We start from the raw sequence: 22,366 nt of genomic DNA on the forward strand, positions 1-22,366 counted from the left end.
GACAAGGCACGAGGAACGGAGGTGAGTACGGCATGCTGAGAGAGATGGTCATCGACGGGGTGGAGATACCGGAGGACGGCGCGAGCGCCGATCCCGCTGACGAGGCGCTCGCGCGGGCGGCTCGCGGTGATCGCCGCGCCTTCGCGACCCTGTACGATCTGCTCTCTGCGCGCGTGTTCGGCCTCATCGTCCGGGTGCTCCTGGATCGTTCGCAGAGCGAGGAGGTGCTGCAGGAGGTCTTCCTGGAGGCCTGGGAGCGTGCTCCGTCCTTCGACGTGGACCGCGGCAGTGCGCGCAGCTGGCTGCTGACGATCGCCCACCGCAGGGCCGTCGACCGGGTGCGGGCCGCGCAGGCCGCCTCGCGACGGGATCTCGCGGCCGGTGCACGGGAGCTCGCCGCCGCCGCACCCGCGGTCGAGGATCACGTGCAGGTGATGGTCGACGGCTCGCGGGCGGTGCGCGGGCTGCGCGAACTGCCGGAGCCGCAGCGGCGGGCGATCGTGCTCGCCTACTTCGGCGGCTACAGTCAGAGCGAGATCGCGGTGCTGCTCGATGCGCCGCTGGGAACGATCAAGACACGGATCCGGGACGGACTGTCCCGGCTGAGGGCGGAACTGGAGGTGACGCGATGAGGGAGCAGGAGTTCCGGGAGCTCTCGGCCGCGCACGCCCTCCAGGCGCTCTCGCCGTCGGAGGAGGCGCTGTTCTCGGACGCCTTGCGCGAGCACCCCGAGTGGCAGCGCATCGTCGACGAGGATCTGCAGACCGCGGCGGCCCTGGGCGAGTCGAGCGGCGGCATCGCGCCGCCGGCCGCTCTGCGCGCATCGATCCTGGACGCGATCGAGGATCTGCCGCAGCGGCCGGCCGGCGTCGATGCGGATCGGGATGCGGATCGCGATCCGGGGCAGGATCGCGATCCGAAGCGGGATCTCGGCGCGGATCGGGGTCTCGGCTCGGATCGGGAGCGGGGCGGCTCACCCCGCCGCCGCCGCGCAGCCTGGTTCGCGCTCGCCGCATCGGTGGCCGTGCTGCTGGCGCTCGCCCTCGCGCTGCCGATGCGCGGTGTGCTGCAGCCGCCCGACCCGGTGACGGTGGCGCTGGAGCGGGTCGAGTCGGCGCCGGACGCGCGCTCGGTCTCGGCGGGCGAGGCCGGGGAGGGCCTGGCGACGCTGCACTGGTCGGATGCGGAACGGCAGGCGGTGCTGACGGTGGAGGATCTGCCGGGTCTCGCGGACGACCGCGACTACGAGGCGTGGATCGTGCGCGACGGCGAGCCCATCTCGCTGGGCGTGATGCGTCCGGAAGAGGGCGGCGGCGGCGCGATGCTCGCCGAGGGGTTCCAGCCGGGTGACGCGCTCGCGCTCACCGTCGAGGAGCGCGGCGGCTCGCCGTCGGGCCTGCCGACCTCCGACCCGGTGCTCGTCGTCAGCTCCGCCTGAGCCTCCCGCCCCCGCCACCGCGTCGATCTCGTGCGTCGTCAGCAGGTAGGCCGCGCCGAAGGGGAACGCCGTGTTGATCCAGCTGACCGGGCGAGAGGACAGCACGAACTGCCGGCGACCAGCTGAGGATGAGGAGGAGGGTCGCGAGGAAGCCGGAGGCGTAGTTGAGCCAGATGAAGCGGCGCCAGGCGCGGTTCGTGGCCTCGGAGGTCTCGTCGGTCACGTTCCAGAAGGGTGCGCAATTGACGATGTAGGGCACGGCGAGGATCGCGGCCAGGGGGCCGGGCCAGGGCGTCGCGAGCATCGCGACCCCGGCGAGGGCCCAGAGGGCGAGCGCCAGGCGCGTCGTGGCGCGGGCGCCGATGACGGTCGCGATCGAAGCGATCCCGGCGGCGCGATCGGGGATGATGTCCTGCACGGCGCCGAAGGCGTGCGCCGCCATCCCCCACAGGAAGAACGCGCCGAGCACGAGCGTCAGCGGCAGGCTCGGCTCCGCACCCGCGAGCGCCAGTCCCACCACCGCTGGACTCACGAAGTGCGTGCTGGAGGTGACCGAGTCGAGGAAGGGGCGCTCCTTGAAGCGCAGCCCCGGCACCGAGTAGGCGGCGAGCGCGAAGACGCTGACGCTCAGCGCGAGCCAGGCGGGCGGCCCCCCGGCCGCGGCCAGGAAGACCAGGAACGGGACGTTCGTCACGAGCGCCGTCCACAGCATCGGCCGGTGCAGGCGGGGCGTGAGCAGCGCGCCCTCGATCCCGCCCTTCCGCGCGTTCTCCAGATCCGAGGCGTAGTCGAAGACGTCGTTGATCCCGTACATGGCCAGGTTGTAGGGGATCAGGAAGTAGAGCACGCCCACCACGAACACCGCGTCGATCTCGTGCGTCGTCAGCAGGTAGGCCGCGCCGAAGGGGAACGCCGTGTTGATCCAGCTGACCGGGCGAGAGGACAGCACGAACTGCCGGAACACGCGACGGCGCTCAGCGCCCGCGCCGAGGCCGCCCGCACCGCCCGGAACGTCGGTCCCGTGGCCGTCCTCCCGCGCCAGCGCGAGCCACAGCGCGGGCAGCAGCAGCGCCCCCGCGATCGGATAGGAGAAGTCCTCGAGCGGGGCGAGCCCCACGCTCCAGCCCAGCAGGTTCTCGGGGGCGTAGTGGAAGAGCCCGGCGCCGATCATCACATTGTCGAAGACCGCCGTCAGCAGGATCAGCGCGAGCGCCGCCACCAGGATCCCCGCCGCCGCCCCGCGCAGGGCGCCGGGTCCGCGCCGCGCCCGGGTCCAGGCGAGCAGCGCCGCCGCGCCCGCGGCAGCGATCCCGATCCCGAGCGTCGCCAGCGCCGGATAGCTCATCGCCCGCCCTCCCCGTCTCGGACGCGGCCGTCCCCGCGCCGCCCGGCGCCGCGCGCGAACCGCGTCACGATGCGCCGCGACCCGCTGAAGAGCACCATCGTGCACAGCACCAGGAACAGCAGGAACACGGGCTCCTCGACGGGGACCTCGGGCGCGAGCAGGATCCCGGTGGCGATCGCCCCCTCGCCGCGCAGGAAGATGCCGGAGGCGACCCCCGCCGCATCCCACAGCACGAAGAGCACCACGCCCACCGCCGTCACGATCGTCGCGGCGACGGGGTCGCTCCAGAAGAAGAGGCGGAAGCGCCGGTCGAGGAGCAGCATGCAGCCGATCCCGAGCAGGAGGCAGACGAGGTAGAGGGCGGGCATCAGGGGTGCGCCGCCCCTCGCGCCGACGCGGGCGATGCCGCGGCCGGGGGAGCGGGCGAGGCGGCGGCCGGGGGAGCGGACGAGGCGGTGCTCGGCGCGGAGGCGGTCCTGGACGCGGACGGCACGGGGAGCGGGCCGGCGCTGTGATCCCCGCGGATCCGCTTGAGCACCAGCTCCGCGCTGATGAGGCACATCGGCACCCCCACCCCGGGCGCGGTCGTCGCTCCCGCGTAGTAGAGGCCCGCGACCCGCTTGGAGGCGTTCTGCGCGCGGAAGAGCGCGCTCTGCGAGAGGATGTGCGCGGGCCCGAGCATGCCGCCCCGCCACGAGTGGTAGTCGCTCTCGAAATCGGCGGGGCCGAGGCTGCGCCGCAGCACGATCCGCTCCCGCAGCTCCGGGATCCCGGCCCACGCCGCCACCTGGTCGATTGCGGCGTCGACCGCGCGCTCCACCTCGGGGCTGCCGGTGCCGTCCGGTCCGCCGTGCCCGATGGAGGTGTCCGCCGGCACGGGGATCAGCACGAACAGGTTCTCGTGCCCCTCCGGCGCGACCCCCGGATCCGTGGCGCTCGGCCGGCACACGTAGATGGAGGCCGGATCGGGCACGGCCGGACGGTCCCCGAAGATCGCGTCGAAGTTCGCGCCCCAGTCGCGGGTGAAGAAGAGCGAGTGGTGCTCCAGCTCCGGCAGCTCGCCGCGCACCCCGAGCAGCGCGATGACCGCGCCCGGCCCGCTGGTGCGTCGCTCCCACCAGGACTCCGGGTAGCTGCGCGCCTCGGCGGGCAGCAGCCGGGTCTCCGTGTGGTGCAGATCCGCGCCCGAGACGACGATGTTCGCGTGCTCCACGTGCTCGCCGCCCTGCCGGTCACGCCACCGCACCCCGCTCGCGACGAGCCCGTTCGTCCCGGCGCCGGCGCGCTCCCGGCGCGTCAGCACCTCGACCGCTTCCGCCCCGGTGACGATCTCCGCCCCCGCCTCGCGGGCCAGCGCCGCGAGGCGCTCGACCAGGACGCCGAAGCCGCCCATGGGATACTGCACTCCCTCGTCGAGGTCGAGCGCGCTCATCAGGTGGTACATGGCCGGTGCGCTCGCCGGATCGGTGCCGAGGAACACCGCCGGGTAGCCGAGCACCTGCCGCAGCAGCGGATTCGCGAAGCGCTTCGCCGCGAAGCGTTCGAGCGAGGTGCCCAGCAGCGAGACGAGCTGCGGCACCGCGGCGAGCACCTCGGGCGCGAGCAGCGAGCGCAGCCGGGTGAAGGGGTTGTAGAGGAAGTAGCGCTCCGCCATCTCCGATGCGCGGCGCGCCGAGGCGAGGTAGCGGCGCAGCTCGGGCCCGCTGCCGGGCTCCAGCTGCTCGAAGGCCTCCACGACCCGCTCGACGCCGAAGGGCACGGTGAGCTTCGAGCCGGCCCCGACCTCATCCCGGTCTCGGCCATCCGGCTCCCCGAAGACCCGGTAGCCGGGGTCGAGGGTGCGCAGCTCCAGCTGCTCCTCGGTGCTGGTGCCGAGCATGGCGAAGAAGTGGTCGAAGACGCCGGGCATGAGGTACCAGGAGGGCCCCGTGTCGAAGCGGAAGCCGCCCTCGTCCACGGTCCCGGCGCGGCCGCCCACGCGCTCGCCGCGCTCCAGCACTCGCACCTCGTGCCCGTCGCGGGCGAGCAGCGCCGCCGTCGCGAGCCCCGCGATCCCGGCCCCGATGATCACCGTGCGCGTCATGTCCTCCCGCCCTTCTGCGCGCCGAGCACCGATCGCGCGATCAACCACGTCTTCTGCGGACCCGGGACCCGGATCCGGCGCTCGTGCAGCGTCGCCGCCGGCACCGCAGCGATGCGGTCCGTCAGCGTGGAGAAGAATCGCAGCGCGCAGCCGACCGCGACGCGGGCGTCGCGCGGCAGCAGCGGCAGCGCGTCTGCCGCGTCGGCGAGCTGCTCGCGGATCGTGGCGACCCAGCGGGCCTGCAGCGCCTCGTCCACGGTGGCGCGCTGCCCGAGGTAGCTGCGGCCGAGGCGCTCGGTGTCGTCGGCGAGGTCGCGCAGGAAGTTCACGTTCTGGAAGGCGGCCCCGAGGCGCCGTGCGCCGTGTTCGAGCCGTTCGAGCTCGCCCTGGGTGTAGCCGCCGTCTGCCGTGAAGACCCGCAGGCACATGAGGCCCACGACCTCCGCGGAGCCGTACACGTACGCCGCGTGGGCCTCGTCGCCGAAGACGAGGAGGCCGTCGGCGTCGCGCTCGACTGCCGGCGCCTCGGCTGCCCCCGGGGATCCGGCCGCCGTGGCCGCCGCGGATCCGGCTCCCGCGGATCCGGCCCCCGCGGCCCGGCCGGCCCACCGCAGCACTCCGCGCGCCCCCGCCTGCGCGGCGACCGCGCGCGGCGCGGGCATCGACCCGAGGCTCACCGGACCGTTCTGCGCGTCGATGCGAGCCGATCTGCGGACCGCAGATCGGCTCGCATGGAGGCGAAGAACGGTCCGGTGAGCGTCGTGTCGATGCCGGAGCCGCGCGCGGTCGTCGCGAAGGCGTGGACGATCGGATTGCTGCTGTAGCCGGTCCGCATGGCGAGCTCGGTCTCGTCCTCGAGGCGGTCGAGGGCTTCGTGCTGCGCCTCCCGGCCGATGCCGGCCTCCGTGCAGACGCCGTCGACCAGTTCGTCGGCGATGCGCACGAGCGCGTAGATGTTGCGGATGTGCCGTCGGCGGTTCGGCGCGAGCAGCCGGGTGGCCGCACCGAAGGACGTCGAGTACGCGCCGATGACGCGGGCGGCCGAGCGTTCGGAGGCCGCGGTGTAGCGGCCCAGCGGGGTGAGCTCGTCGAGGGCGCGTCTCATGCCCGCCTCCCTTCGAGGGAGCCGGCGAGCTCGATGAGGTAGCGGGCGAGGGCGTCGGGGATGGCGGCCCGCTGCGTGGCGAGCAGGTCGATGGCGGCCTGGGTCTGCTCCTGGACGAGCGAGCGCATGAATCCCTCGGCCCCGCACTCCGCGAGGCTGTCTCGCATGGCGCGCGCCTCGGCGATGCTCAGCGAGGGGTTGCCGTAGCCGGCCTCGAGTGCGGGCCAGATGCTCGTCATCCGCGCGTAGGCGATGATCGCCGTCTCCTTGCCCTCCCGCAGATCGGAGAAGGCGTCCTTGCCGTGCTCCGCCTCGCAGCCGAAGGTGGAGAGCAGGTCGTCCTGCAACTGGAAGGCGATGCCGAGGTGGCGGCCCGCCTCGCCGACCGCGTTCTCCGCGGCGGGGGCTGCGCCGGCGAGCAGCGCCGCGGCGCGCAGCGGCAGCTCGAAGGTGTAGCTCGCGGTCTTCAGGCGGCTCATCTCGAGCACGGTGGAGAGCTCGGGGGCGATGAAGCCGTCGCTCAGGCCGACGTCTGCCTGCTCGCCGGCGACCGACTCGGTGATGGTGCGGTCCACGAGGTCGAGGAGCCGCAGGCGGGTGTCGTGGGGGAGGTCTTCGCGGGCGAACACCTGGTAGGCGGCGGAGAGCAGCAGGTCGCCGAGCAGGATTCCGTTCGTGCGCGCCCAGTGCAGCCGGCGCTCGTCCGCGCTGCGGCACGGTCCTTCGCCGCCGGGTGCTGCGGGATCGCCGTCGTGCAGGATCGCGCCGATCACATTGGGGCGGCCGCGCCGCAGCAGGTCCCCGTCGATCACGTCGTCGTGCAACAGGAAGGAGTAGTGGAGGAGTTCCACGCCGGCCGCGACGCGGAGCGCTGCCTCGCGGGATCGCCGGGGCGCTGGGCGTTTCAGTGTCTCAGCGTCTGTCGTGCGGTTGCCGGGGCTCGCCTGCTCGCCGGCGTCTCCCGGATCCGCGGGCTCTGGGGCGTGGCCGGTGAGCGCGTCGAAGGCACCGAGGAGCAGCCGCGGGCGGAGCAGCTTGCCGCCGGCGACGCACTCGGAGGCGTGGATCCAGAGGCGCGCGAAGGGCGCCCCGTAGCTCTCGGCCTGGGCCCGGCGCGCGGCGAAGGCGGCCGCGATCTCGCGTTCGATGCGGTCGGTGGCGATCGGATCCTCGGCAGGCGTGGCGGGCCGCTGCTCGTCCGCTGCGGTCGCGGCCCCGGAGCTGTCCGCTTCGGCACCGGCACCGGCACCGGCGCTCGGCGCGCTCGCGGCTGCGGACTGTGGTGCTGTGATGCGCATGCGGCCCCCCAAGGTCCAGCGGCTGTTCACGGTCACCGCGAGAGCGATAACTATTCGTAGAATGTATCGCGAAGGTTAATATATTCTCAAGTTCACAAGCATCGTGAGGATGGGTTCATGGAGAGTGGCGCGGCTGCGGCTGCTCGGGATCGGATCGCCGAGCGGCTCTATGTGGCGAACGCCGCGGGCGGGCCGAGCTCGCTCGTCGATGCCACGGGGGTCGCGCAGGAGGACGTCGAGCAGATCGCGCGCCTCATGCAGGCGCTCGCCCGGCTGCGGGAGGCCGAGCAACTGCTGTCCGAGGCGTCGAGCGCGTACATGCGGCTCAGCGCGCAGGACATGCGCGCCCTGCACTATCTGATCGTCGCGCAGCAGCAGGGTGAGATCGTCACCCCCGGCATGATCGCGCAGCACCTGCGCATCTCGGCCGCGTCGACGACGAAGCTGCTCAACCGGCTGGAGCGGGACGGGCACGTGCTGCGCCGGGTGCACCCCACGGACCGGCGCGCCTTCGCAATCGAGGTGACCCCCGAGACCGCGGCGTCCGCGCGGGCCACGGTCGGCCGCACGCAGGCTCGGCGCTTCTACGCGGCGGCGCGGCTGAGCCGGGAGGAGCGAGAGGCGGTGACCCGGTTTCTCATCGACATGGCGGACGAGCTTTCGCTGTCGCGCGCCGGCTGGGCGGGCGGCGCGGAGGAGGCCGATGCCGCCGCCGGCGAGGGATCCGAAGGCGCGAGCTAGGGTGCGCGGCCGTCAGCGCTTGTCGCGGCGCTGCTTCCAGATGGCGACGCCCACGGTCGCCCCCGCCGCCACGAAGATCACCCAGCAGAGCACCGCCAGAGCCGCGTCATCCATGCCCCCAACGCTAGCACCCGCCCGGTCGTCGTCCTGAGGACGGCGGCCGCGCGGGGCGCGCGCGGGCGGAGGCGCTCAGCCCTGCGGAAGCTCCGATCCGGTTTGCCGTCCTGCGGCGTACTCGTGGAGGGTACCGTCGCGGAAGGCCGCGCGCACGCGCTCGATCTCGTCCCAGTCGGGTAGCACGATCGACTGCCCGTCGGCGGAGGTGCCGGTTCCCAGGGTGGGGCTCGTGAACATGGCGAGGTCGTCGCTGCGCAGATTCCGCATCTCGACGCCGAGGCCGATGGCGGTCTGCAGATCGAGGCCTTCGTCGAGGATGAGGTAGGGCTTGACCGCCTGGAAGGTCGCGTTGAGCCGGCCCGGGTTTCCGAGGGTGTCCGAGCTGAGCAGCCTGCGCATGAGCCCCTTCAGATAGGCCTGCTGATTGCGCACCCGCTGGTAGTCGCCGTCGGAGAAGGCGTAGCGTTCGCGGACGAAGGAGAGCGCCCGCGCACCGTCGAGGATGATGTCGCCCTGCTCGAAGGTGTAGCCGCCTCCGCCGTTCTGGGCCGTGTAGGCGATCTCGTTGTGGACGGTGACGCCGCCGACCGCGTCGGTGAGGCCCTTGAAGGACTTGAAGTCGATGAGGGCGACGTGGTCGATGCGCGCACCAATGAAGTTCTCGATCGTGTTCACGGCGAGCGGGAGGCCGCCGTAGGCGATGGCCGCGTTGATCTTCGCCTGGCCGAAGCCCTGGATCTCGACCCAGTTGTCGCGCATGATCGACATGACGGTGAGGTGCTCGCGGTCGGCGGAGACCTGGGCGACGAGGATCGCGTCGCTGCGGAAGCCTCGCAGCTCCTCGGCCGTGGCGTCGGGGTCGGTGGTCTCGCGCGAGTCGGATCCGAGCAGCAGGATGTTGATGGGCGCCCGCGTGCCGGGCGCCGTGGTGACGGGGTCGGGGCGGCTGAGCGAGGGATCCTGGGCGATGCTCACCCGCTCCACCTCGTTGTAGCTGTTCGCGAGCAACGCCCACACGACGCCGGCCGCGATCCCGAGCAGCACGACGATCGAGCCGAGCACGATGAGCGTGTTGCGCAGACGGCGCCGCTTCTTGCGCCCTCGCCGGCCGCCCCCGTCCCCGGTCCGCGTCGCCGCTGGTGACGCCCCCGCTGTTGCCGCGCCCGCGCGTCCGCGCCGCGGCCCCTCGGCGGGCTGGGTCTCGAAGAGGCGCTCAATGGGGTCGGGCTGCTGCGTCACGGCGTGCTCCGTCGCGGTTCGGTGTGGGAGGAGAGGCTATGCATAGAGCATAGCTTGGCGTTTCTGGGCTGATGCAGCGTGAATGCAGTCCCTGGTGGCGCCCCGGCTCGCATCGAGGCGGACGGTGTTTTGCTCGTTCGCGTCTCGGCGGAGGCGGCCCCTGGCCGGGGCGCCGGTAGTCTGGTCCGGTGCGAATCCGGCAGCTCGTGGGGCTTGCGGGGCTGCTGGCCGGCCTCGCGGTGACCCTGTATGTGACGCTCTCTCCGCAGCAGCTCGACGCCCGGCAGCGGTGGCTCGCGCTGCGGGTGCTCGATCGGCTGCACGCGCTGGGTGCGCCCGAGTGGTTTCAGTACGCGGAGCTGGAGTTCACGGCGAATATCGCCCTGTTCGGGCCGCTGGGTTTCTGTTTGGGGCTTGTGATGCTGCGGCATCGCTGGGCGGGTGCGATCCTGCTCGGCCTGCTCTCGGCGGCGGTGGAGCTGGCGCAGCGCTTCTTCCTCCCGGATCGCGTCTCGGATGTGCGCGACGTGGTGGCGAACACGGTCGGCTCCTGCCTGGGGCTGGCCGTCGCCGCCCTCATCTTCCCGCGCGAGCGCCGGCACTCGCGCCGCCGCTGAGACGGCGGAGCGGGGCATTCACTCCGTGGTGATGCCGGGATAGTGCGGGATGCGCTCGTCGACGGCGAGCAGGGTCAGGCGCTCGATCTGCGCCTGGGCGATGAGCATGCGGTCGAAGGGGTCGCGGTGGTGCCAGGGCAGCTCGCGCAACGCTTCGGCGTGGGCGGCGTCGAAGGCGAGCAGTTCCAGGCCGCTGCTGGTGATCGCATCGGCGACGCCTTCCGGCGCGTCGAGCTTGCCGAGCGAGGACTTGATCGAGATCTCCGCCACCGAGACGCTGGAGACGAACACGCGGCGCTTGGCATCGAGGATGAGTTCGCGGTGCCGAGCGCTCAGCCGGTGCGAGTCGGCCAGCCACCAGAGCAGCACGTGCGTGTCGAGCAGCAGATTCACGGCTCGCCGTACCAGTCCCGCTCGTCCTGCTCGGTGTGCGCGTCGAAGTCGGCGCCGATGCGCACCCGGCCTGCCCAGACCCCGGGGGTGCGGGGAGTCTCGGGTTGCCAGGGCACGAGCTTCGCGACGGGCTTGCCTGACTTCGCGATAACGGTCTCGGTGCCCTGCGCGGCAAGATCGAGCAGCTTCGAGAGTTGCGTCTTTGCCTCGTACACGTTCACCATCCCACCATTCATGCGCCCAGCATACGCCTGTTGACCAAGTTGGTCAATGGGGCGGCGCCGCTCGGGCGTCAGCCCCGTGCGAGGTGGGTGAGCAGTGCGCCTTCGACGCCTGCGTTCGATCGGCGATACACGTGGCCGGTGGCGCGACTCCGAACTGGATGGCGAACGAGTTCAGCTCACGCGCTCTTGCCCCGGCCTGAAGACGCGGTGATGGGGTCACCGCGGGGTACCGGCTCGGCTGAGAGCCAGGCGATCGCCTGCGGGCTGGGGAGCTTGCGCCGCTGCTCGGCGCGCAGCGTCTTCGCGCCCGCGGCGCGTTTCTCCCAGGTCCCGTTCGAGGATTGCGCGTCCCGAGGGGCTGCAACGCTCTTCTCAACCCCTGACCCGGAGTGCTGGGGTGCCCGGGACCACAAGCGGGGTCGCGTCCGAGGGTGCTAGCATAGGGGTGTGCCTCCCCCCGAGGGGTGTGAGGAAGGAAGGGCCGAGATTCCCGCGTCGTCGTGGGACTCGGCCCTGACGCTTTCCCGGCGATGATCGTATCCGCTCTGTGCGGCGGCTGGTCAGCGGAGCCGGATGGTGTGCTCAGTGATCGTGTGGCGGAGCCGTTCGTAGGGCTCGGGGTCGCGGCCCCGGTGATGCATGCCGACCGCCCCGGCTACGGCGTCGGGCAGCCACAGCATGGGCTCTTGGTCGGGCTGGGCGAACTCGACGGCTAGGTGTGCGGGGATCGCGCCGCGTGAGCGCAGCGCGGCGACCATCGTACGGTCGCGGTCGTTCAACGATTGGGTGCGAGTCTCAGCCCACACCCGCTCGACGCCGAGGCTGTGCAGTTCGTGCAGCAGTCGCTCCAGACACAGGCGACGGGCGCGCTCTTGCCGGTGCGGGTCGATGGGTGCGCCGACAATGATGGTGTGTGTCACATCCAGGTCCGCGAGCACTCCGGCGATCAGCCGCCTTCGCCGGGGCGTCTGGTCGTACCAGTGCAGACGGGTGCTCTTGCCGAGCAGCAAGCCTCGCAGCGTGTCGCGGATCGGTTCGCATGCGGCGGGGTCTGCGACGGTCGCAGCCAGCAGGTAGATGCCCTCGGCCAGCGGCCCGCCCGCTGTGTGGATCGACTCGTCCACCCAACTGTGCAGGGATGGAGAGCTCACAGTGACAATTTAGCGTGAGACACGAGGACCTCGTGGAGAACATCAATGGGGCGCCGGCGGAACGCCCGGGCTGGGGCGTCTCACCCGCTGGTTCGGTTGATCGGAGCGTGCTCGGCGCGGGAGCGAGGGGGGAGGGTTTCCCCGCGTCGGAGCCGTTCGCTCACACTTCAACGACGTCGATCAGGTCTTCGAGTCCCACGAAGTCGGCGATGTTCCGGGTGTAGAGCCTGGCACCGTGTGCGTGAGCGGTGGCGGCGATGAGCAGATCCATGACCCGTCGTCTCGGCTGACGCCCCGCCTCGACGACGGCTGCCGACAGGCGGCCATAGCTCGCGGCCACGGCCTCGTCGACCGGGAGCGCGTCGAAGCGCTGCTGCAGGATGCTCAGCCGCCTCAGCCGTTCGGCCCGCACCTGACTGGACCGGGCCACCAAGACGCCGGAGTGGAGTTCCGCCAGGGTTACGGCGCTTACGGCAAGGACGCCGGGGAGGGGGCGGATCCCTTCGTCGATGACCACGCTGGTGTCAAGGATCGCGCGTTCTGTCGACGGAACCTCCGGTGCCGTCTCGCTGGGGCTCATCGAGCCTCCCACGGATCGCGAAGCGTCTCATCGAGAAGGCCGCGGTCGTGTTCCCATTCCCGGTCGGCCGGGCCGTGGAACAGGTCTTCGACCTCGGCCCAGGTGCGCCACCGGGTGGGACGCGCAGGCACGAGGATCGCGCTGGGTCGCCCCGAGACGGTGATCGTGATCTCCTCGCCCGCCTCGACCCGCCGCACCAGCTCGGATGCATCCTGCCGCAGTTCACGAAGCCCTACCGTCGTCATAGCGCCCCAGTGTAGCACATGTGCTATCTCGGTGCCTTGTGAGCGCTTCGTGATACCCGTGATCGACCGGCCATCGCCTCCCTGATGCCGCCGACCGAGCGTCCCTGGGGCAGCGGCGGGCTCCGTGTGGATCAGACACGCGAAGTGCCCGCGTGCTGCGCGCCACGGTCATCCGAAGGCGCGCGCAGATCATTTAGAGCGTTGAGACTCGGCGTTGCCAAAGTCAAGAGAAACAGTATCCACGATGCGCCGTGATTTCGCACCAGATCGCCGCACCGTTCTATCTGAATGTCCGTTACGCAACATCCTTATAGGCGAGGGATCTCGGTTGTCACATGCCTAGGAAGAAGATAGCGGGATATTATGGGGCTCCCTGGGGAAGTTGATTATTCAAGAAGCGGAGTCAAGGTCGTGAAGCTTAGCGAACCTGTCGCCTTAAACATTCGGTTCCCCCGGTTGGAAAGGCTACTTTTAGTACCCCTGTTAGTTGCTGCGGCAGTTGCTTTCCCTTTCGTCGGTCAAGCCAGCCCATTTCCAATCACGACGGTCTTAGATGTGTGGCTCGGCCTATTTGCTGTCACTGCATTGTGCAAAGGGTCGATTCTTCCTGGCGGAGTCCTGGCCGTTCTATGTGTTTTTACGCTCACCCGAATTGCGGGTGCGTTGATTACTGCGGCACCAATTCTGGATTTCCTACAGGCTTACCGCTGGGTTGCGTACCTGTTCGTCCTCGTTCTTGCGGTGGGGAAGGAGTGGACCAATCGGCGTGGCCTTATTCGGGTGACCTGGACCCTCATATTGCTTGCTCTTTGCAAAGCGGTGATCACTTTGGTTCTTCTCGGCCCGGGAGAACGCCCAGGCCTGTTGCTGGAAAACAACTTTGAATTAGCGCTATTCTGCGGCCTTGCCGCTGTGGTCTATCGATTCCTGACCGGAAAGCACCAGTTCTTGATGCTGGCGTGTCTCGGTTTGCTTGTGGTACTCTCCGGCTCGCGATCAGGCGTCGTAGCTTTTTTTGTTCTTTATGTGTTCGCCGTCGCACAATCTAGGCTGAAGGTTTTTGCAAAGTATCTTTCGTCGCTGGCAGTGCTCGCAGTCGCATGGGTTGTTGTAGAAGTCTTCCTGAGTCGAGCCGGAGCTTCGGGAGCAATTGACCGATTGAACTTCCTAGCGGTCTTTCTAGATGAGACGCGAAACTGGGGTCCGCTGGAATGGGTGCTCGGAACTGTCGCCATTACCCCGCTCAGTGGCGCTGCTTGTAGGTCGCTTTCATACTACGAGAGCTTGTTTTCAAGCGCGGATGATGGCACCTGTTACTCGGTGATCCTTCATGCGTTCCTGCTCAGAGTACTGTTCGACTCGGGCATACTCGGCTTGCTCCTGGCCTTTGGGGGGATCTTCGTTCTGATGCGGAGGGCTAAAGTGAGCAGATTGCTCTCGCTAACGCTGCTGGGCATCGCTATTGCGAACAGCGCATCTGTGAGCGGTCCGAATAATCCATATGTCTTGCTCCCGATACTGCTGGCAATACTCCTCGCCCCTGTCGTCCCGGGAGCGCTCACCGGGCCCCATCCGTGGCCGAGCATTCGCTACTCGCGTCCGTCCCGGAACTCATCGAGATATCCCATTAGATCAGGCTGACTCATTCCGCATGCCTGTGCATGAGTGTGTCTGAACAGAGCTGCCACGAAGAACGACCGAAGCATCAGCTAAACATCGCCTTGACGCGCGTACTCCCGATATCCGCCGCCCAGAGCGGTCTCGATAAAACCAACTCCACGGAAGATCCGGCGGAATGCTGGAGCGTCGAGTCTGGCGTGCGCTAGGAGATTCCACGCCAGTGAGGTTGCCCCGGATGCGATGCGTCCTGCGCCCCCCAGAACTCCCCGCAGCCGCTTGTATCTGGAGTCCTCGCCAAGGCGGTAGTCGATCGCACCCACTCGCCGGTATCGTCTGGCCAACCATCTCAATGACGTTCGGGCAAGGGGCACGGTTTCGTATACTTCGGCGTGTGCAGCCCAGGCGATCCGGGCTCCTTCTCGTCTGAAGCGCCGGGTGAGTTCAGAGTCCCCGCCTCCGGTGAGGCCAAAGCTGTCGAGGAACCACTCCGACGGCTCCCGCTCTGAGAACAGGGCATACTTACAGAGGAGGTTACCGCTACCGGCTTCGTTCTGGAACGAGCCGTTGTCTTTCGGCGGACGGTCGAACAATCTTGACCCTACGATGTAGCTCGGCGTTGTCGCAGGCAAGAGTGATTTGACAGGCCCCGCAATCATCTCGGCCCCTGTGAGGGACTGCATCCGAATCAGTTCTGCGAGCCAATGGCGGCCAACGATTTCATCGTCGTCAAGGAATACTATCCAGTCCGTTCCCTTGGCGTGGGCTATTGCCCTATTCCTGGCGGCCGAGATTCCCGGCTTCGGCTCCCAGAGATAGTCGAGAGGTAGGGCAGACCGTGCGCAGGTGGTGCTCGCCGACTGGTCTGGGTCGTTGTCGACGACAATGACGCGGCACACGTGATCTGCCACCTGCGCGATTGCGGGGGGTAGCGAACGCAGAAGGGAGTCGAGTTCTTCCGGTCGCCGGTAGGTTGCAATGGCGATGGTGATGTGCGACGACATCACACACTTCCTTCCTTGCGCCGAGTGAAGAGGAGTAGTGTGAGAATGAAAGCTTGGAGGCCGTAGCAACAGCTTGAAGCAATCGCTGGCGGTAGGCCCGCTGCCGTCACGTGTGAAAGTATGGCGACGAGTGTGAGCGAAGCAATCGTTGTCGTGACATTGATCGTCACCAGCGCAAGCTGAAGGCCGAATGCAACACATAAAGAGCCAAGAACGATGGCTGAGCCGGCAAAGAGGTAGCCAGAGGCGACCAACGCTATGATGCTTGTCTCTTCCTGCGTAAGCCAAGGAATGACATTGCTTAACGGTGAGACGAGCAAGTGCGAAGCAGAGACCAGCGAAATTGCCAACAGGGCTGTTCCTGTTAACAGTAGAATCAGCAGCATCCGCACCTGCCTTCGCGTGAACGAGCGGGCACGAACCAGAATCAGACTGGATGCCGATGAAAAGACGAGCAGAAACGGGCTGGCTAACCGGGAGCCAAGGCCATATGCTGCGGCGGCAGTGCCTCCAAGTGCCATCGTCACGATTGGCACATCGGCATTCCTGAATTGACCCGAGACCCCAGTAAGCGCGAAAGGCAGAGCCCGTCGCAGGAGTTCAATGGTGGTCTTTGTGTCTTTGGCGGCTTCTAGAGGCACCCACTTCTTCATTACGAGTTGAGAGACTAGCCCTGCAAGCGCCAGGGATGCAGAAAACGCCCAGTCGACCGGGGCCGACAACTGGAGTATGACGAACAGGCAGAGCCCCAATGCCCTTCTGCCGCCGTTAAGGAGCGCCACTCGCGCGATTCGATGGTCAGCAACGAGCCTCAGGGAGCGAGTTTCCGTGGAACGCTCTAGGACGCCCCAGAGAGGCAGTGGCAGGCAGGCCCACAGTTCTGGCCTGGGGATAGCGAAGAAGCCAAGAATCAAGATGCTGAGTCCCGCTATCGTGAGGCCAATCCTGTCACCCAAGCGAATAGCTCGGTCGGCGCGGGACGGGTCTCCGTAGGCGCGTTCGCGGGCCGCAAGGGTACCGAGCCCGAGATCGCCGAGCGCGGAGATAATCGCGGAGCTGGCATAGATGCTGAGCACTGTAGCAAGCGCGTGAGGGGGAAGGCGCATCGCAAGGAGTGCTAGCATCACCATTTGTACAAGCGCAGATGTGCCCTTTCCTGCGACTGAGTAGAGGTAGTCTGGCATGGCCGTTAGCGACGTGTGAGAGTGCCGAGGGCGAATCTTGCCAACGCCCCCGTATGGGGCGGAGCAGGATGGAGTTGTCGCAGAGCGATTTTCAGGCCTGGCAGACTTCTTGCGTGAATCGCAGGGAGCATTACATGCAAGAGCACGAAATCGGCCCGCGCACGTCCAGAGATGCTTGCGTTGTGTTTTTCCAGAAAAGCGGAACCTCGGCGCCAGTCTGGATTCGCAGACAGCGAGCCCGGAGATCCCTGATGGACTTCCACTAGCTGCTCATTCACTACTTGAAGGTGTAGGGACGGGTCGCTCATAAGGCGAATGAAGTAGTCCCAGTCCTGATGTGCCAAGAGGGTTGTATCCCACGTGTATTTTCTCATTACCTCCATCGGGCCCAGAACTGAAGGTGTATTGAAGAATACTGACCCATATCGAACTCGCTTTCGTTCAACCAGATAATTCGGGAAAGACATGCGACCACGTTCGTACTGTCTGCTGGCTCCATGACTGAGCTTTCCATTGCGCCTTACGAAACGGGAAGCGCAAACCGAGAATGTGTGAGCTGGATCTGAGGATGCTCTAATTGCCTGGATCTGTTTGTGAGCTTTTCCGGGTAACCAGAGGTCGTCATCGTCCAGGTAGCCCACGAAATCGCCTCTCGCGGCTTCTAATCCCAGATTGCGGGCCGCTGCCGCCCCGACACGGTCAGCGACGATGAGCGTGTGATCGAGCCTCTCAAGCATACGCGACGTGATGTCGAGTCGGTCCGGGTTGTCCAGTACGACGATTACTTCTGGCACGCATCCGGCTTGGCTTAGAACTGACTCGACAGCTCCTTGCAGCGAATCGCGGCCAATGGTCGGAACGATGACAGATACCGAGTTCATTTCCCTGAACTCCACTTGTAAAAGCGAAGGACTAGGAGTTGCCAGGGTTCTATGAGGTATCTTCGCCATAGGCGCTTAGGCTGAGTGGACAGGCGCCACACCCATTCCAGCCCGTACTTTCCGATCCCGCGCGGTGCATTCTTCTGCACCTCAGACAACTGGTCTATTGCGCCTCCCACAGTTGCGATGACAGCAGGTGTGGGGAGCTCGGTCAGACTGCGCGCGAACTGTTCTTGGAGAGGCATGCCAAGGCCGATCAGTATGAGTTGCGGCCTTGACCTACTGACTTTTTCTCTCGCGCTCTCTGCCTGCCGTTCATCCCACGGATCGCCAGGAATCCCGATGATTGTTGCCCGAGGGTTCTGATGCTCGCACCATGAGACAAAACGTTCGTTCGAGGTTCTCGAAGCGCCTACGACACATATCGTCGACAGCTCCGCTAGGCCGCAGATCGACGGAATCCAGTCCGTGGAACCAATTCGCTCGATTCGCTGCAGTCTCTTCTTTGAGTGACGCAAAGTGAATTGAGCATCCCAGAGTACTGGTGCGCCATCACACAGCACTGTGTCCGCTAGGTCGTAGAAACTCCTGAACCCGTCGTCAGTGTGGTACAGGAACGCGCTGTGCAGATTATGGCCAACGATGATTAAACGTTCTCTGTTGCGAAGCGTGGCCGAGACGGTCTGCACAAGGCCTGAAAGGGTTGTCGGTGTTACCTCCACGTCGAGAATTGCGCATGATATACGAAGAGGTGAATTGACCGGTGTCATAGGCTCACTACTCGTTCGCCAGAGCATAGACCGCGGGTATCGAGAAGCAGGGAAGAGTCCCTGACGAGCGCAGCGAGGTCGAGTCCTTCGTGACCCTGAAGCAGAATGGTGAGGTCACTTCGTCGAGTAGCAAGTTCGAGATCGTCAACTCTGAGTCGGGTTTCACCTGTCTCCATCTGCCAGGTCGAGACAAGAGGGTCGTAGAACGTGGTAACCGCCCCTTTCTGTCTCAGCAGATGGAAAAGCTCGGAGGCAGGGCTTTCGCGGGTGTCTGAAATGCCGCTCTTGTAAGTGACGCCGACCAGAAGGACATTGCTGCCGTTGAGCGCTTTCTTCTGCTGGTTGAGGAGATCCTGGGCGCGGGATACGACGTATCCTGGCATGGATGAGTTGATGTCCTGAGCCAGTTCCACAAATCGAAATGGTCGCCCCAGCGCCTGCCGCACCCGGTGGCTGAGGTAGTTCGGGTCGATCGGGATGCAGTGACCGCCAACACCGGGCCCGGGATAGAAGGGTTGAAAGCCGAACGGTTTGGTTGAAGCGGCACGGATGACCTCCCAGACATCGATCCCGAGCTCGTGACATACCACTGCCAGTTCGTTGACCAGTCCGATGTTGATGTGACGATAGGTGTTTTCGAGCAGTTTGGTGAGCTCTGCCTCCGCCGTGCCGGATACTTGCACCACCTCATCGATGAAGTTCGAGTAGAACGCGGTAGCCCGGTCTAACGATTCGGGGTCGTCAGCGCCGACGACTTTCGGAGTATTCGTAATGCCATACCTTTTGTTTCCTGGATCTATTCGCTCTGGCGAGTAGGCCACGAAGAACTCAGTGCCGAGTTCGAGACCGGATTCCAGTAGAACGGGCACGACTTCTTCGACGGTGGTGCCAGGGTAAGTGGTGGATTCAAGGATCACGAGTGTTCCCGCGGAAAGCTCGCGTGCGATGGAAGAGGTTGCTGTGCGAACCGCACCTAGGTTGGGCTCATTGCCAGCACCCAGAGGCGTCGGGACGCAGATGACAATCACGTTCGCATCTCGAAACTCGCTCGAGGAGGTTGATGCGCGATAGCCGCGGGCTAGCATCTCCGCTATTTCGGCGTCTCCAAGATCATCGATGACTGATTGACCGGCATTCAAGGCGGAGACCCGCTGCTCATTCAAGTCGAGTCCCACCACCTCCAGCCCTGCGCTGACTGCGGCGTAGGCGAGGGGTAGCCCTACGTATCCTTGGCCGACAACCACAAGCTTTTGCCGGGTGCTTGATCTAGTTGTCATCAGTAGGCTCCTTGGGGGTGAGTGACGGTTTTGACGGTGCGGAGGAGGATGAGGAGGTCGCTGGTCAGGGACCAGTTCTCGACGTAGTAGAGGTCGAGGCGCACGCTTTCCTCCCAGGAGAGGTCGCTGCGGCCGCTGACCTGCCACAGGCCCGTGATTCCCGGCTTCACCAGCAGACGGCGGTGCACCCACTTGTCGTACTGCTCCACCTCCGCGGGGAGCGGGGGCCGCGGTCCCACGAGTGACATCTCGCCGCGCAGCACGTTGAACAGCTGCGGCAGCTCGTCGACGGAGTACTTGCGCAGCCACCGGCCCGTGCGGGTGATACGAGGGTCGTCCTTCATCTTGAACAGCACCCCATTGCCGTCGGACTGATCGAGAAGAGACGCCAGCCGGTCCTCCGCGTCCTCCACCATCGTCCGGAACTTGAACATCCAGAACGAGCGGCCGCCGACGCCGATCCGCCGCTGCTTGAAGATCACCCGCCCCGGCGAATCGAGGCGCACCAGCAGCGCCAGCACCAGCAGCACCGGGCTGAGCAGGACGATCAGGAGGGCCGAGGCGAGCAGGTCGAAGAGGCGCTTCTCGAGCAACCGGTGCCCCGTGAACTCCGGATGCTCCACGTGGATGAGCGGCAGGCCCGAGACGGGGCGCATGTGGATGCGCGATCCCGCGATATCGGTCAGGGCGAGGGTCAGGATCATGTCCACCCGCCGCGACTCGAGCTCCCAGCCGAGCCACCGCAGCCGCTCCGGGCTGACCGAGTCGGTGCTCGTCACGATCAGCGCGTCGACCCGGTGCGCGTCCACCGCGTCCAGCAGCCCGTCATACCCGGCGACCACCGGCAGGCCCGGCGCCAGATCCTCACCCACCAGCGAGCCGCCGTTCGTGACCGCGCCCACCAGCCGGAACCCCGTGTGCGGCTTGCCGCACACCTCCCGGGCGAGGCGCACGCACATCTCGGGGTCGCCCACGACGATCGCCCGGTAGGTGTTGCGGCCCCGCAAGCGCTCGCGGTGCAGGCGCTTGCGCCAGAGCCAGCGCGAAAGCAGCAGCAGCACCAGGCCGATGGGTAGCGCGATCAGCAGATAGCCACGGCCGATCTCGGCCCGGAACGCGAAGCCCACGATCGCGAACAGGCCGAACACCAGCAGCGTCATGTCGAGCACCCGGCGATACTCCGCCGGTCCCGCGCCGAAGACCTTCGGGTCGCGCGTGCCGCCCACCGCCAAGGCCGCCAGCCAGCACGCCGCGAGCACGAACGACAGCACCGTGTAACCGATCCCGAACCCCAGGCTGCGCGTCGGCTCGATGTGCAGATCCTGCTCCGCGGCGCCGAAACGCAGCCACTGCGCCGCGAACACGCTCGCGAGCACCACCACGGCGTCGCTCAGCAGCAGACGCCGCCGATAGTCCTGCTCCCACACCCGGGCCCCTACCCCCATGAGGCGCCCCCGTCCGTCGAACGGGCGAAGCGGTCCCCGGCCCACAGGGAGAGCGAGCCCGTGCCGCCGGCGACCGCGATCTGGGCGGGGTCGAGGGTGGGCAGTTCGAGGCAGGCGCCGGGATCGCCCAGGGTGCCGGCGATCAAGGTGCGAGTGCGCACGCCCGCGCACTCCGGCTCCGCGGCGCTCGCCACCACCACCCCCTCCGGGGTGAGACCCACCGCGGCTGCGCCGGGCACCGCCACCGGCTCCGCCCAGCTCGCGCCCGCATCCTCCGAAACCGCGACCCGCTGATCCGCGCAGAGCACCGCCCCGCGCGCCCCGCTCACCGCGAAGCCCACCGCATCGCACGGCGGCGCCTGCGCCCCCACCACAAGGCTGCTGCCCACGAGCCACAGGCCCGACTGGTCTGGGTCGTCCTGCCACTGCGCCCCGCCCACGAAGGAGCGAGCCACCAGCGCCTCGCCATCGGCGTCCAAATACACCGCGCGGCTCGCGGTCGGATCGAGGGCGTCGAGCGCCCGCACCGCCGCGCCCGGCACCGCGCTCACCGGCGCCGTCTCCCAGCTCGCCCCGCCGTCAGAGGAATACTCGACGACATCGGCATCGATCCGCGCGCGCAGCAGCACGCCCTCGTCCTCGCTCACGCTCAGCAGCCGCTGCGGGGGCGCACTGGCCGGGGACGCGGTCGCGGTGGGCGAGGGCGTCGGATCCGGATCAGGGGTCGGCTGCAGCGAGGTGGGGACGGGCGGGGCCTCCGGGCTCGCCGGAGAGGGGCGCGTCGCGAGCACCGCGAGGATCGTGATCGCGACCGCGATCACCGCCAGCACCCCCAGCAGCAGCCCCACCAGCAGGCGGGACACCGGAGTGTGATCCGGACGTCTCGCCTCGCGCGGCCTCTTTCGCCGCTGAAAGAAGGTCACTGAGAAATCACCCCCCCCCCGCGAAAACGCGGAAATGCCCATTACGTCCTCACCTCCGCGGAGCCCGCGCCAGCGGGAGCCGCCGCCGCGCGCAGGAACTCCGCAACCGTGCGCACTGCCGGGACGAGCTGCGCGCGCGACCGCTCGTACACCTCGTGCGAGGAACCGAAAGGATCCACGACCTCGTCGTCCTCCGGGCTGTCGGGGGGCGCCGCGGCCCCGCGGGCCTGCGCGGCGCGCGTCACCGCGAGCCGCATCCTCGCCCCCGCATCCCCCGGGTCGGCGCCGAAGCCGTCGACCGCGGCGTGGGGGACGAGCCGTGCGAACTCGCGCAGCGTGAATGCCGTCCGGTTGGCCCGCGGCACCAGCTCCACCGTGGCGCGGCGGTGCTCGCGGGCGAGGGCGAGCACCAGATCGGCCTCGGCGACGGCCTCCGCCGTGATCTGGCGGGCCTGGTGCCGCGTGGCGTCGTGCAGGTCCAGCTCCTCGGCGATGCGCCGCATCGGCGCATCCATCGGCGCACCCTCCATCGCCCGGGTGCCGGCGCTCGTCACCGACACCGGCAGGCCGCGCAGCTCCCGCCGCAGCAGCGAAGCCGCCAGCGGCGAACGGCAGATGTTGCCCGTGCACACCGTCAGAATGGAGAAGGGCCCGGCCTTCGGGGCCTCGTCGAAGAGCTCGAACATGGC

The 22,366-nt window shown here is 67.5% G+C and carries 25 protein-coding genes; 5 read left to right on the plus strand and 20 right to left on the minus strand.

Annotated elements, in window-relative coordinates; all coding sequences use genetic code 11:
• Nucleotides 1-32: 32 nt before the first annotated feature.
• Together sigK and B4915_RS09030 are read left to right on the plus strand one after the other, a co-directional pair.
• The gene (gene sigK / locus B4915_RS09025; RefSeq protein ID WP_245907418.1) at nt 33-632 is read left to right on the plus strand and encodes an ECF RNA polymerase sigma factor SigK; all 600 of its coding nucleotides are present in this window, start codon (nt 33-35) and stop codon (nt 630-632) included.
• Nucleotides 629-1,438 carry an anti-sigma factor gene (locus B4915_RS09030; protein WP_105805460.1) on the plus strand — a complete coding sequence of 270 codons (810 nt, stop codon included), beginning with the start codon at nt 629-631 and terminating at the stop codon, nt 1,436-1,438. Before sigK ends, B4915_RS09030 begins: the two co-directional genes overlap by 4 nt.
• Here B4915_RS09030 and B4915_RS09035 read toward each other — a convergent pair.
• Genes B4915_RS09035 through B4915_RS09060 form a run of 6 tightly spaced genes read right to left on the minus strand, consistent with a single transcriptional unit; the run spans nt 1,425 to nt 7,269 of the window.
• Nucleotides 1,425-2,783 (minus strand): prenyltransferase, encoded by a 1,359-nt coding sequence (locus B4915_RS09035; RefSeq protein WP_105805461.1) that lies wholly within the window; start codon nt 2,781-2,783, stop codon nt 1,425-1,427. The genes B4915_RS09030 and B4915_RS09035 overlap by 14 nt on opposite strands.
• The gene (locus tag B4915_RS09040; RefSeq protein WP_105805462.1) at nt 2,780-3,151 is read right to left on the minus strand and encodes a lycopene cyclase domain-containing protein; all 372 of its coding nucleotides are present in this window, start codon (nt 3,149-3,151) and stop codon (nt 2,780-2,782) included. The genes B4915_RS09035 and B4915_RS09040 overlap by 4 nt, the downstream gene beginning before the upstream one ends.
• Complete coding sequence (gene crtI / locus B4915_RS09045; protein WP_105805463.1) at nt 3,151-4,866, minus strand: phytoene desaturase family protein; 1,716 nt, start codon at nt 4,864-4,866, stop codon at nt 3,151-3,153. Before crtI ends, B4915_RS09040 begins: the two co-directional genes overlap by 1 nt.
• Nucleotides 4,863-5,528, minus strand: coding sequence for a phytoene/squalene synthase family protein (locus B4915_RS14780; RefSeq protein ID WP_146120058.1), 666 nt, complete (start codon nt 5,526-5,528; stop codon nt 4,863-4,865). Before B4915_RS14780 ends, crtI begins: the two co-directional genes overlap by 4 nt.
• 11 nt (nt 5,529-5,539) lie before the next feature.
• Nucleotides 5,540-5,971: a squalene/phytoene synthase family protein gene (locus B4915_RS09055; RefSeq protein WP_105805464.1), complete on the minus strand. Its 432-nt coding sequence runs from the start codon at nt 5,969-5,971 to the stop codon at nt 5,540-5,542.
• Nucleotides 5,968-7,269 (minus strand): polyprenyl synthetase family protein, encoded by a 1,302-nt coding sequence (locus B4915_RS09060; protein ID WP_105805803.1) that lies wholly within the window; start codon nt 7,267-7,269, stop codon nt 5,968-5,970. Before B4915_RS09060 ends, B4915_RS09055 begins: the two co-directional genes overlap by 4 nt.
• Nucleotides 7,270-7,386: 117 nt before the next feature.
• Between B4915_RS09060 and B4915_RS09065 the strand changes: the two genes are divergently transcribed.
• Nucleotides 7,387-8,010 (plus strand): MarR family winged helix-turn-helix transcriptional regulator, encoded by a 624-nt coding sequence (locus B4915_RS09065; RefSeq protein WP_105805465.1) that lies wholly within the window; start codon nt 7,387-7,389, stop codon nt 8,008-8,010.
• Nucleotides 8,011-8,199: 189 nt separating this feature from the next.
• On the opposite strand, the gene B4915_RS09070 is transcribed toward B4915_RS09065, so the two are convergent.
• Complete coding sequence (locus B4915_RS09070) at nt 8,200-9,366, minus strand: LCP family protein (RefSeq protein WP_245907419.1); 1,167 nt, start codon at nt 9,364-9,366, stop codon at nt 8,200-8,202.
• 188 nt (nt 9,367-9,554) lie between these two features.
• Between B4915_RS09070 and B4915_RS09075 the strand changes: the two genes are divergently transcribed.
• A complete protein-coding gene (locus B4915_RS09075) occupies nt 9,555-9,983 on the plus strand; it encodes a VanZ family protein (protein WP_105805466.1) in 429 nt (142 codons plus the stop codon).
• Between the two features lie 18 nt (nt 9,984-10,001).
• On the opposite strand, the gene B4915_RS09080 is transcribed toward B4915_RS09075, so the two are convergent.
• The 5 genes from B4915_RS09080 to B4915_RS09100 form a co-directional block, all read right to left on the minus strand.
• Nucleotides 10,002-10,376 (minus strand): type II toxin-antitoxin system VapC family toxin, encoded by a 375-nt coding sequence (locus tag B4915_RS09080; protein ID WP_105805467.1) that lies wholly within the window; start codon nt 10,374-10,376, stop codon nt 10,002-10,004.
• Entirely contained in the window at nt 10,373-10,612 is a 240-nt protein-coding gene (locus B4915_RS09085; RefSeq protein WP_105805468.1) for a type II toxin-antitoxin system Phd/YefM family antitoxin, read from the minus strand. The genes B4915_RS09080 and B4915_RS09085 overlap by 4 nt, the downstream gene beginning before the upstream one ends.
• Nucleotides 10,613-11,160: 548 nt before the next feature.
• Nucleotides 11,161-11,724 (minus strand): hypothetical protein, encoded by a 564-nt coding sequence (locus B4915_RS09090; protein WP_105805469.1) that lies wholly within the window; start codon nt 11,722-11,724, stop codon nt 11,161-11,163.
• A 187-nt stretch (nt 11,725-11,911) separates the two neighbouring features.
• Complete coding sequence (locus tag B4915_RS09095) at nt 11,912-12,331, minus strand: type II toxin-antitoxin system VapC family toxin (protein WP_105805470.1); 420 nt, start codon at nt 12,329-12,331, stop codon at nt 11,912-11,914.
• On the minus strand, nt 12,328-12,576 hold the full coding sequence (locus B4915_RS09100; RefSeq protein ID WP_105805471.1) for a type II toxin-antitoxin system Phd/YefM family antitoxin: 249 nt from the start codon (nt 12,574-12,576) through the stop codon (nt 12,328-12,330). The genes B4915_RS09095 and B4915_RS09100 overlap by 4 nt, the downstream gene beginning before the upstream one ends.
• Nucleotides 12,577-13,356: 780 nt before the next feature.
• On the opposite strand from B4915_RS09100, the gene B4915_RS14455 reads away from it, so the two are divergent.
• Nucleotides 13,357-14,217 (plus strand): hypothetical protein, encoded by an 861-nt coding sequence (locus B4915_RS14455; RefSeq protein WP_146120059.1) that lies wholly within the window; start codon nt 13,357-13,359, stop codon nt 14,215-14,217.
• Nucleotides 14,218-14,285: 68 nt separating this feature from the next.
• Here the strand turns inward: B4915_RS14455 and B4915_RS09105 are convergent, their stop codons facing one another.
• The 8 genes from B4915_RS09105 to B4915_RS09135 form a co-directional block, all read right to left on the minus strand.
• On the minus strand, nt 14,286-15,197 hold the full coding sequence (locus tag B4915_RS09105) for a glycosyltransferase family 2 protein (RefSeq protein ID WP_181158514.1): 912 nt from the start codon (nt 15,195-15,197) through the stop codon (nt 14,286-14,288).
• Complete coding sequence (locus B4915_RS14690; RefSeq protein ID WP_181158515.1) at nt 15,197-15,979, minus strand: hypothetical protein; 783 nt, start codon at nt 15,977-15,979, stop codon at nt 15,197-15,199. The genes B4915_RS09105 and B4915_RS14690 overlap by 1 nt, the downstream gene beginning before the upstream one ends.
• 407 nt (nt 15,980-16,386) lie before the next feature.
• Nucleotides 16,387-17,331: a glycosyltransferase family 2 protein gene (locus tag B4915_RS15100; RefSeq protein WP_105805473.1), complete on the minus strand. Its 945-nt coding sequence runs from the start codon at nt 17,329-17,331 to the stop codon at nt 16,387-16,389.
• Nucleotides 17,259-18,059, minus strand: a complete 801-nt coding sequence (locus B4915_RS15105) for a WecB/TagA/CpsF family glycosyltransferase (RefSeq protein ID WP_105805474.1) — start codon at nt 18,057-18,059, stop codon at nt 17,259-17,261. Before B4915_RS15105 ends, B4915_RS15100 begins: the two co-directional genes overlap by 73 nt.
• The gene (locus tag B4915_RS09120) at nt 18,029-19,309 is read right to left on the minus strand and encodes a nucleotide sugar dehydrogenase (protein ID WP_105805475.1); all 1,281 of its coding nucleotides are present in this window, start codon (nt 19,307-19,309) and stop codon (nt 18,029-18,031) included. The genes B4915_RS15105 and B4915_RS09120 overlap by 31 nt, the downstream gene beginning before the upstream one ends.
• The gene (locus B4915_RS09125) at nt 19,309-20,754 is read right to left on the minus strand and encodes a sugar transferase (protein WP_105805476.1); all 1,446 of its coding nucleotides are present in this window, start codon (nt 20,752-20,754) and stop codon (nt 19,309-19,311) included. Before B4915_RS09125 ends, B4915_RS09120 begins: the two co-directional genes overlap by 1 nt.
• Complete coding sequence (locus tag B4915_RS09130) at nt 20,745-21,617, minus strand: beta propeller repeat protein (RefSeq protein ID WP_105805477.1); 873 nt, start codon at nt 21,615-21,617, stop codon at nt 20,745-20,747. Before B4915_RS09130 ends, B4915_RS09125 begins: the two co-directional genes overlap by 10 nt.
• A gap of 101 nt (nt 21,618-21,718) precedes the next feature.
• Nucleotides 21,719-22,363 carry an arsenate reductase/protein-tyrosine-phosphatase family protein gene (locus B4915_RS09135; protein ID WP_105805478.1) on the minus strand — a complete coding sequence of 215 codons (645 nt, stop codon included), beginning with the start codon at nt 22,361-22,363 and terminating at the stop codon, nt 21,719-21,721.
• Between the last annotated feature and the right edge of the window lie 3 nt (nt 22,364-22,366).

The sequence above is a fragment of the Leucobacter massiliensis genome (genome assembly GCF_002982315.1).
Lineage (GTDB): Bacteria > Actinomycetota > Actinomycetes > Actinomycetales > Microbacteriaceae > Leucobacter > Leucobacter massiliensis.

Bases quoted from the DNA above. Each gene is read 5' to 3' on its own strand.
- B4915_RS09085 (WP_105805468.1), bottom strand. From the start codon at position 10,612: ATGAATGGTGGGATGGTGAACGTGTACGAGGCAAAGACGCAACTCTCG.
- B4915_RS09030 (WP_105805460.1), top strand. From the start codon at position 629: ATGAGGGAGCAGGAGTTCCGGGAGCTCTCGGCCGCGCACGCCCTCCAG.
- B4915_RS09135 (WP_105805478.1), bottom strand. From the start codon at position 22,363: ATGTTCGAGCTCTTCGACGAGGCCCCGAAGGCCGGGCCCTTCTCCATT.
- B4915_RS09035 (WP_105805461.1), bottom strand. From the start codon at position 2,783: ATGAGCTATCCGGCGCTGGCGACGCTCGGGATCGGGATCGCTGCCGCG.
- B4915_RS09055 (WP_105805464.1), bottom strand. From the start codon at position 5,971: ATGAGACGCGCCCTCGACGAGCTCACCCCGCTGGGCCGCTACACCGCG.
- B4915_RS14780 (WP_146120058.1), bottom strand. From the start codon at position 5,528: ATGCCCGCGCCGCGCGCGGTCGCCGCGCAGGCGGGGGCGCGCGGAGTG.
- B4915_RS15100 (WP_105805473.1), bottom strand. From the start codon at position 17,331: ATGGCGAAGATACCTCATAGAACCCTGGCAACTCCTAGTCCTTCGCTT.
- B4915_RS09100 (WP_105805471.1), bottom strand. From the start codon at position 12,576: ATGACGACGGTAGGGCTTCGTGAACTGCGGCAGGATGCATCCGAGCTG.
- B4915_RS15105 (WP_105805474.1), bottom strand. From the start codon at position 18,059: ATGCTCTGGCGAACGAGTAGTGAGCCTATGACACCGGTCAATTCACCT.
- B4915_RS09065 (WP_105805465.1), top strand. From the start codon at position 7,387: ATGGAGAGTGGCGCGGCTGCGGCTGCTCGGGATCGGATCGCCGAGCGG.
- B4915_RS09095 (WP_105805470.1), bottom strand. From the start codon at position 12,331: ATGAGCCCCAGCGAGACGGCACCGGAGGTTCCGTCGACAGAACGCGCG.
- crtI (WP_105805463.1), bottom strand. From the start codon at position 4,866: ATGACGCGCACGGTGATCATCGGGGCCGGGATCGCGGGGCTCGCGACG.
- B4915_RS09040 (WP_105805462.1), bottom strand. From the start codon at position 3,151: ATGCCCGCCCTCTACCTCGTCTGCCTCCTGCTCGGGATCGGCTGCATG.
- B4915_RS09125 (WP_105805476.1), bottom strand. From the start codon at position 20,754: ATGGGGGTAGGGGCCCGGGTGTGGGAGCAGGACTATCGGCGGCGTCTG.
- B4915_RS09120 (WP_105805475.1), bottom strand. From the start codon at position 19,309: ATGACAACTAGATCAAGCACCCGGCAAAAGCTTGTGGTTGTCGGCCAA.
- sigK (WP_245907418.1), top strand. From the start codon at position 33: ATGCTGAGAGAGATGGTCATCGACGGGGTGGAGATACCGGAGGACGGC.
- B4915_RS09060 (WP_105805803.1), bottom strand. From the start codon at position 7,269: ATGCGCATCACAGCACCACAGTCCGCAGCCGCGAGCGCGCCGAGCGCC.
- B4915_RS09105 (WP_181158514.1), bottom strand. From the start codon at position 15,197: ATGTCGTCGCACATCACCATCGCCATTGCAACCTACCGGCGACCGGAA.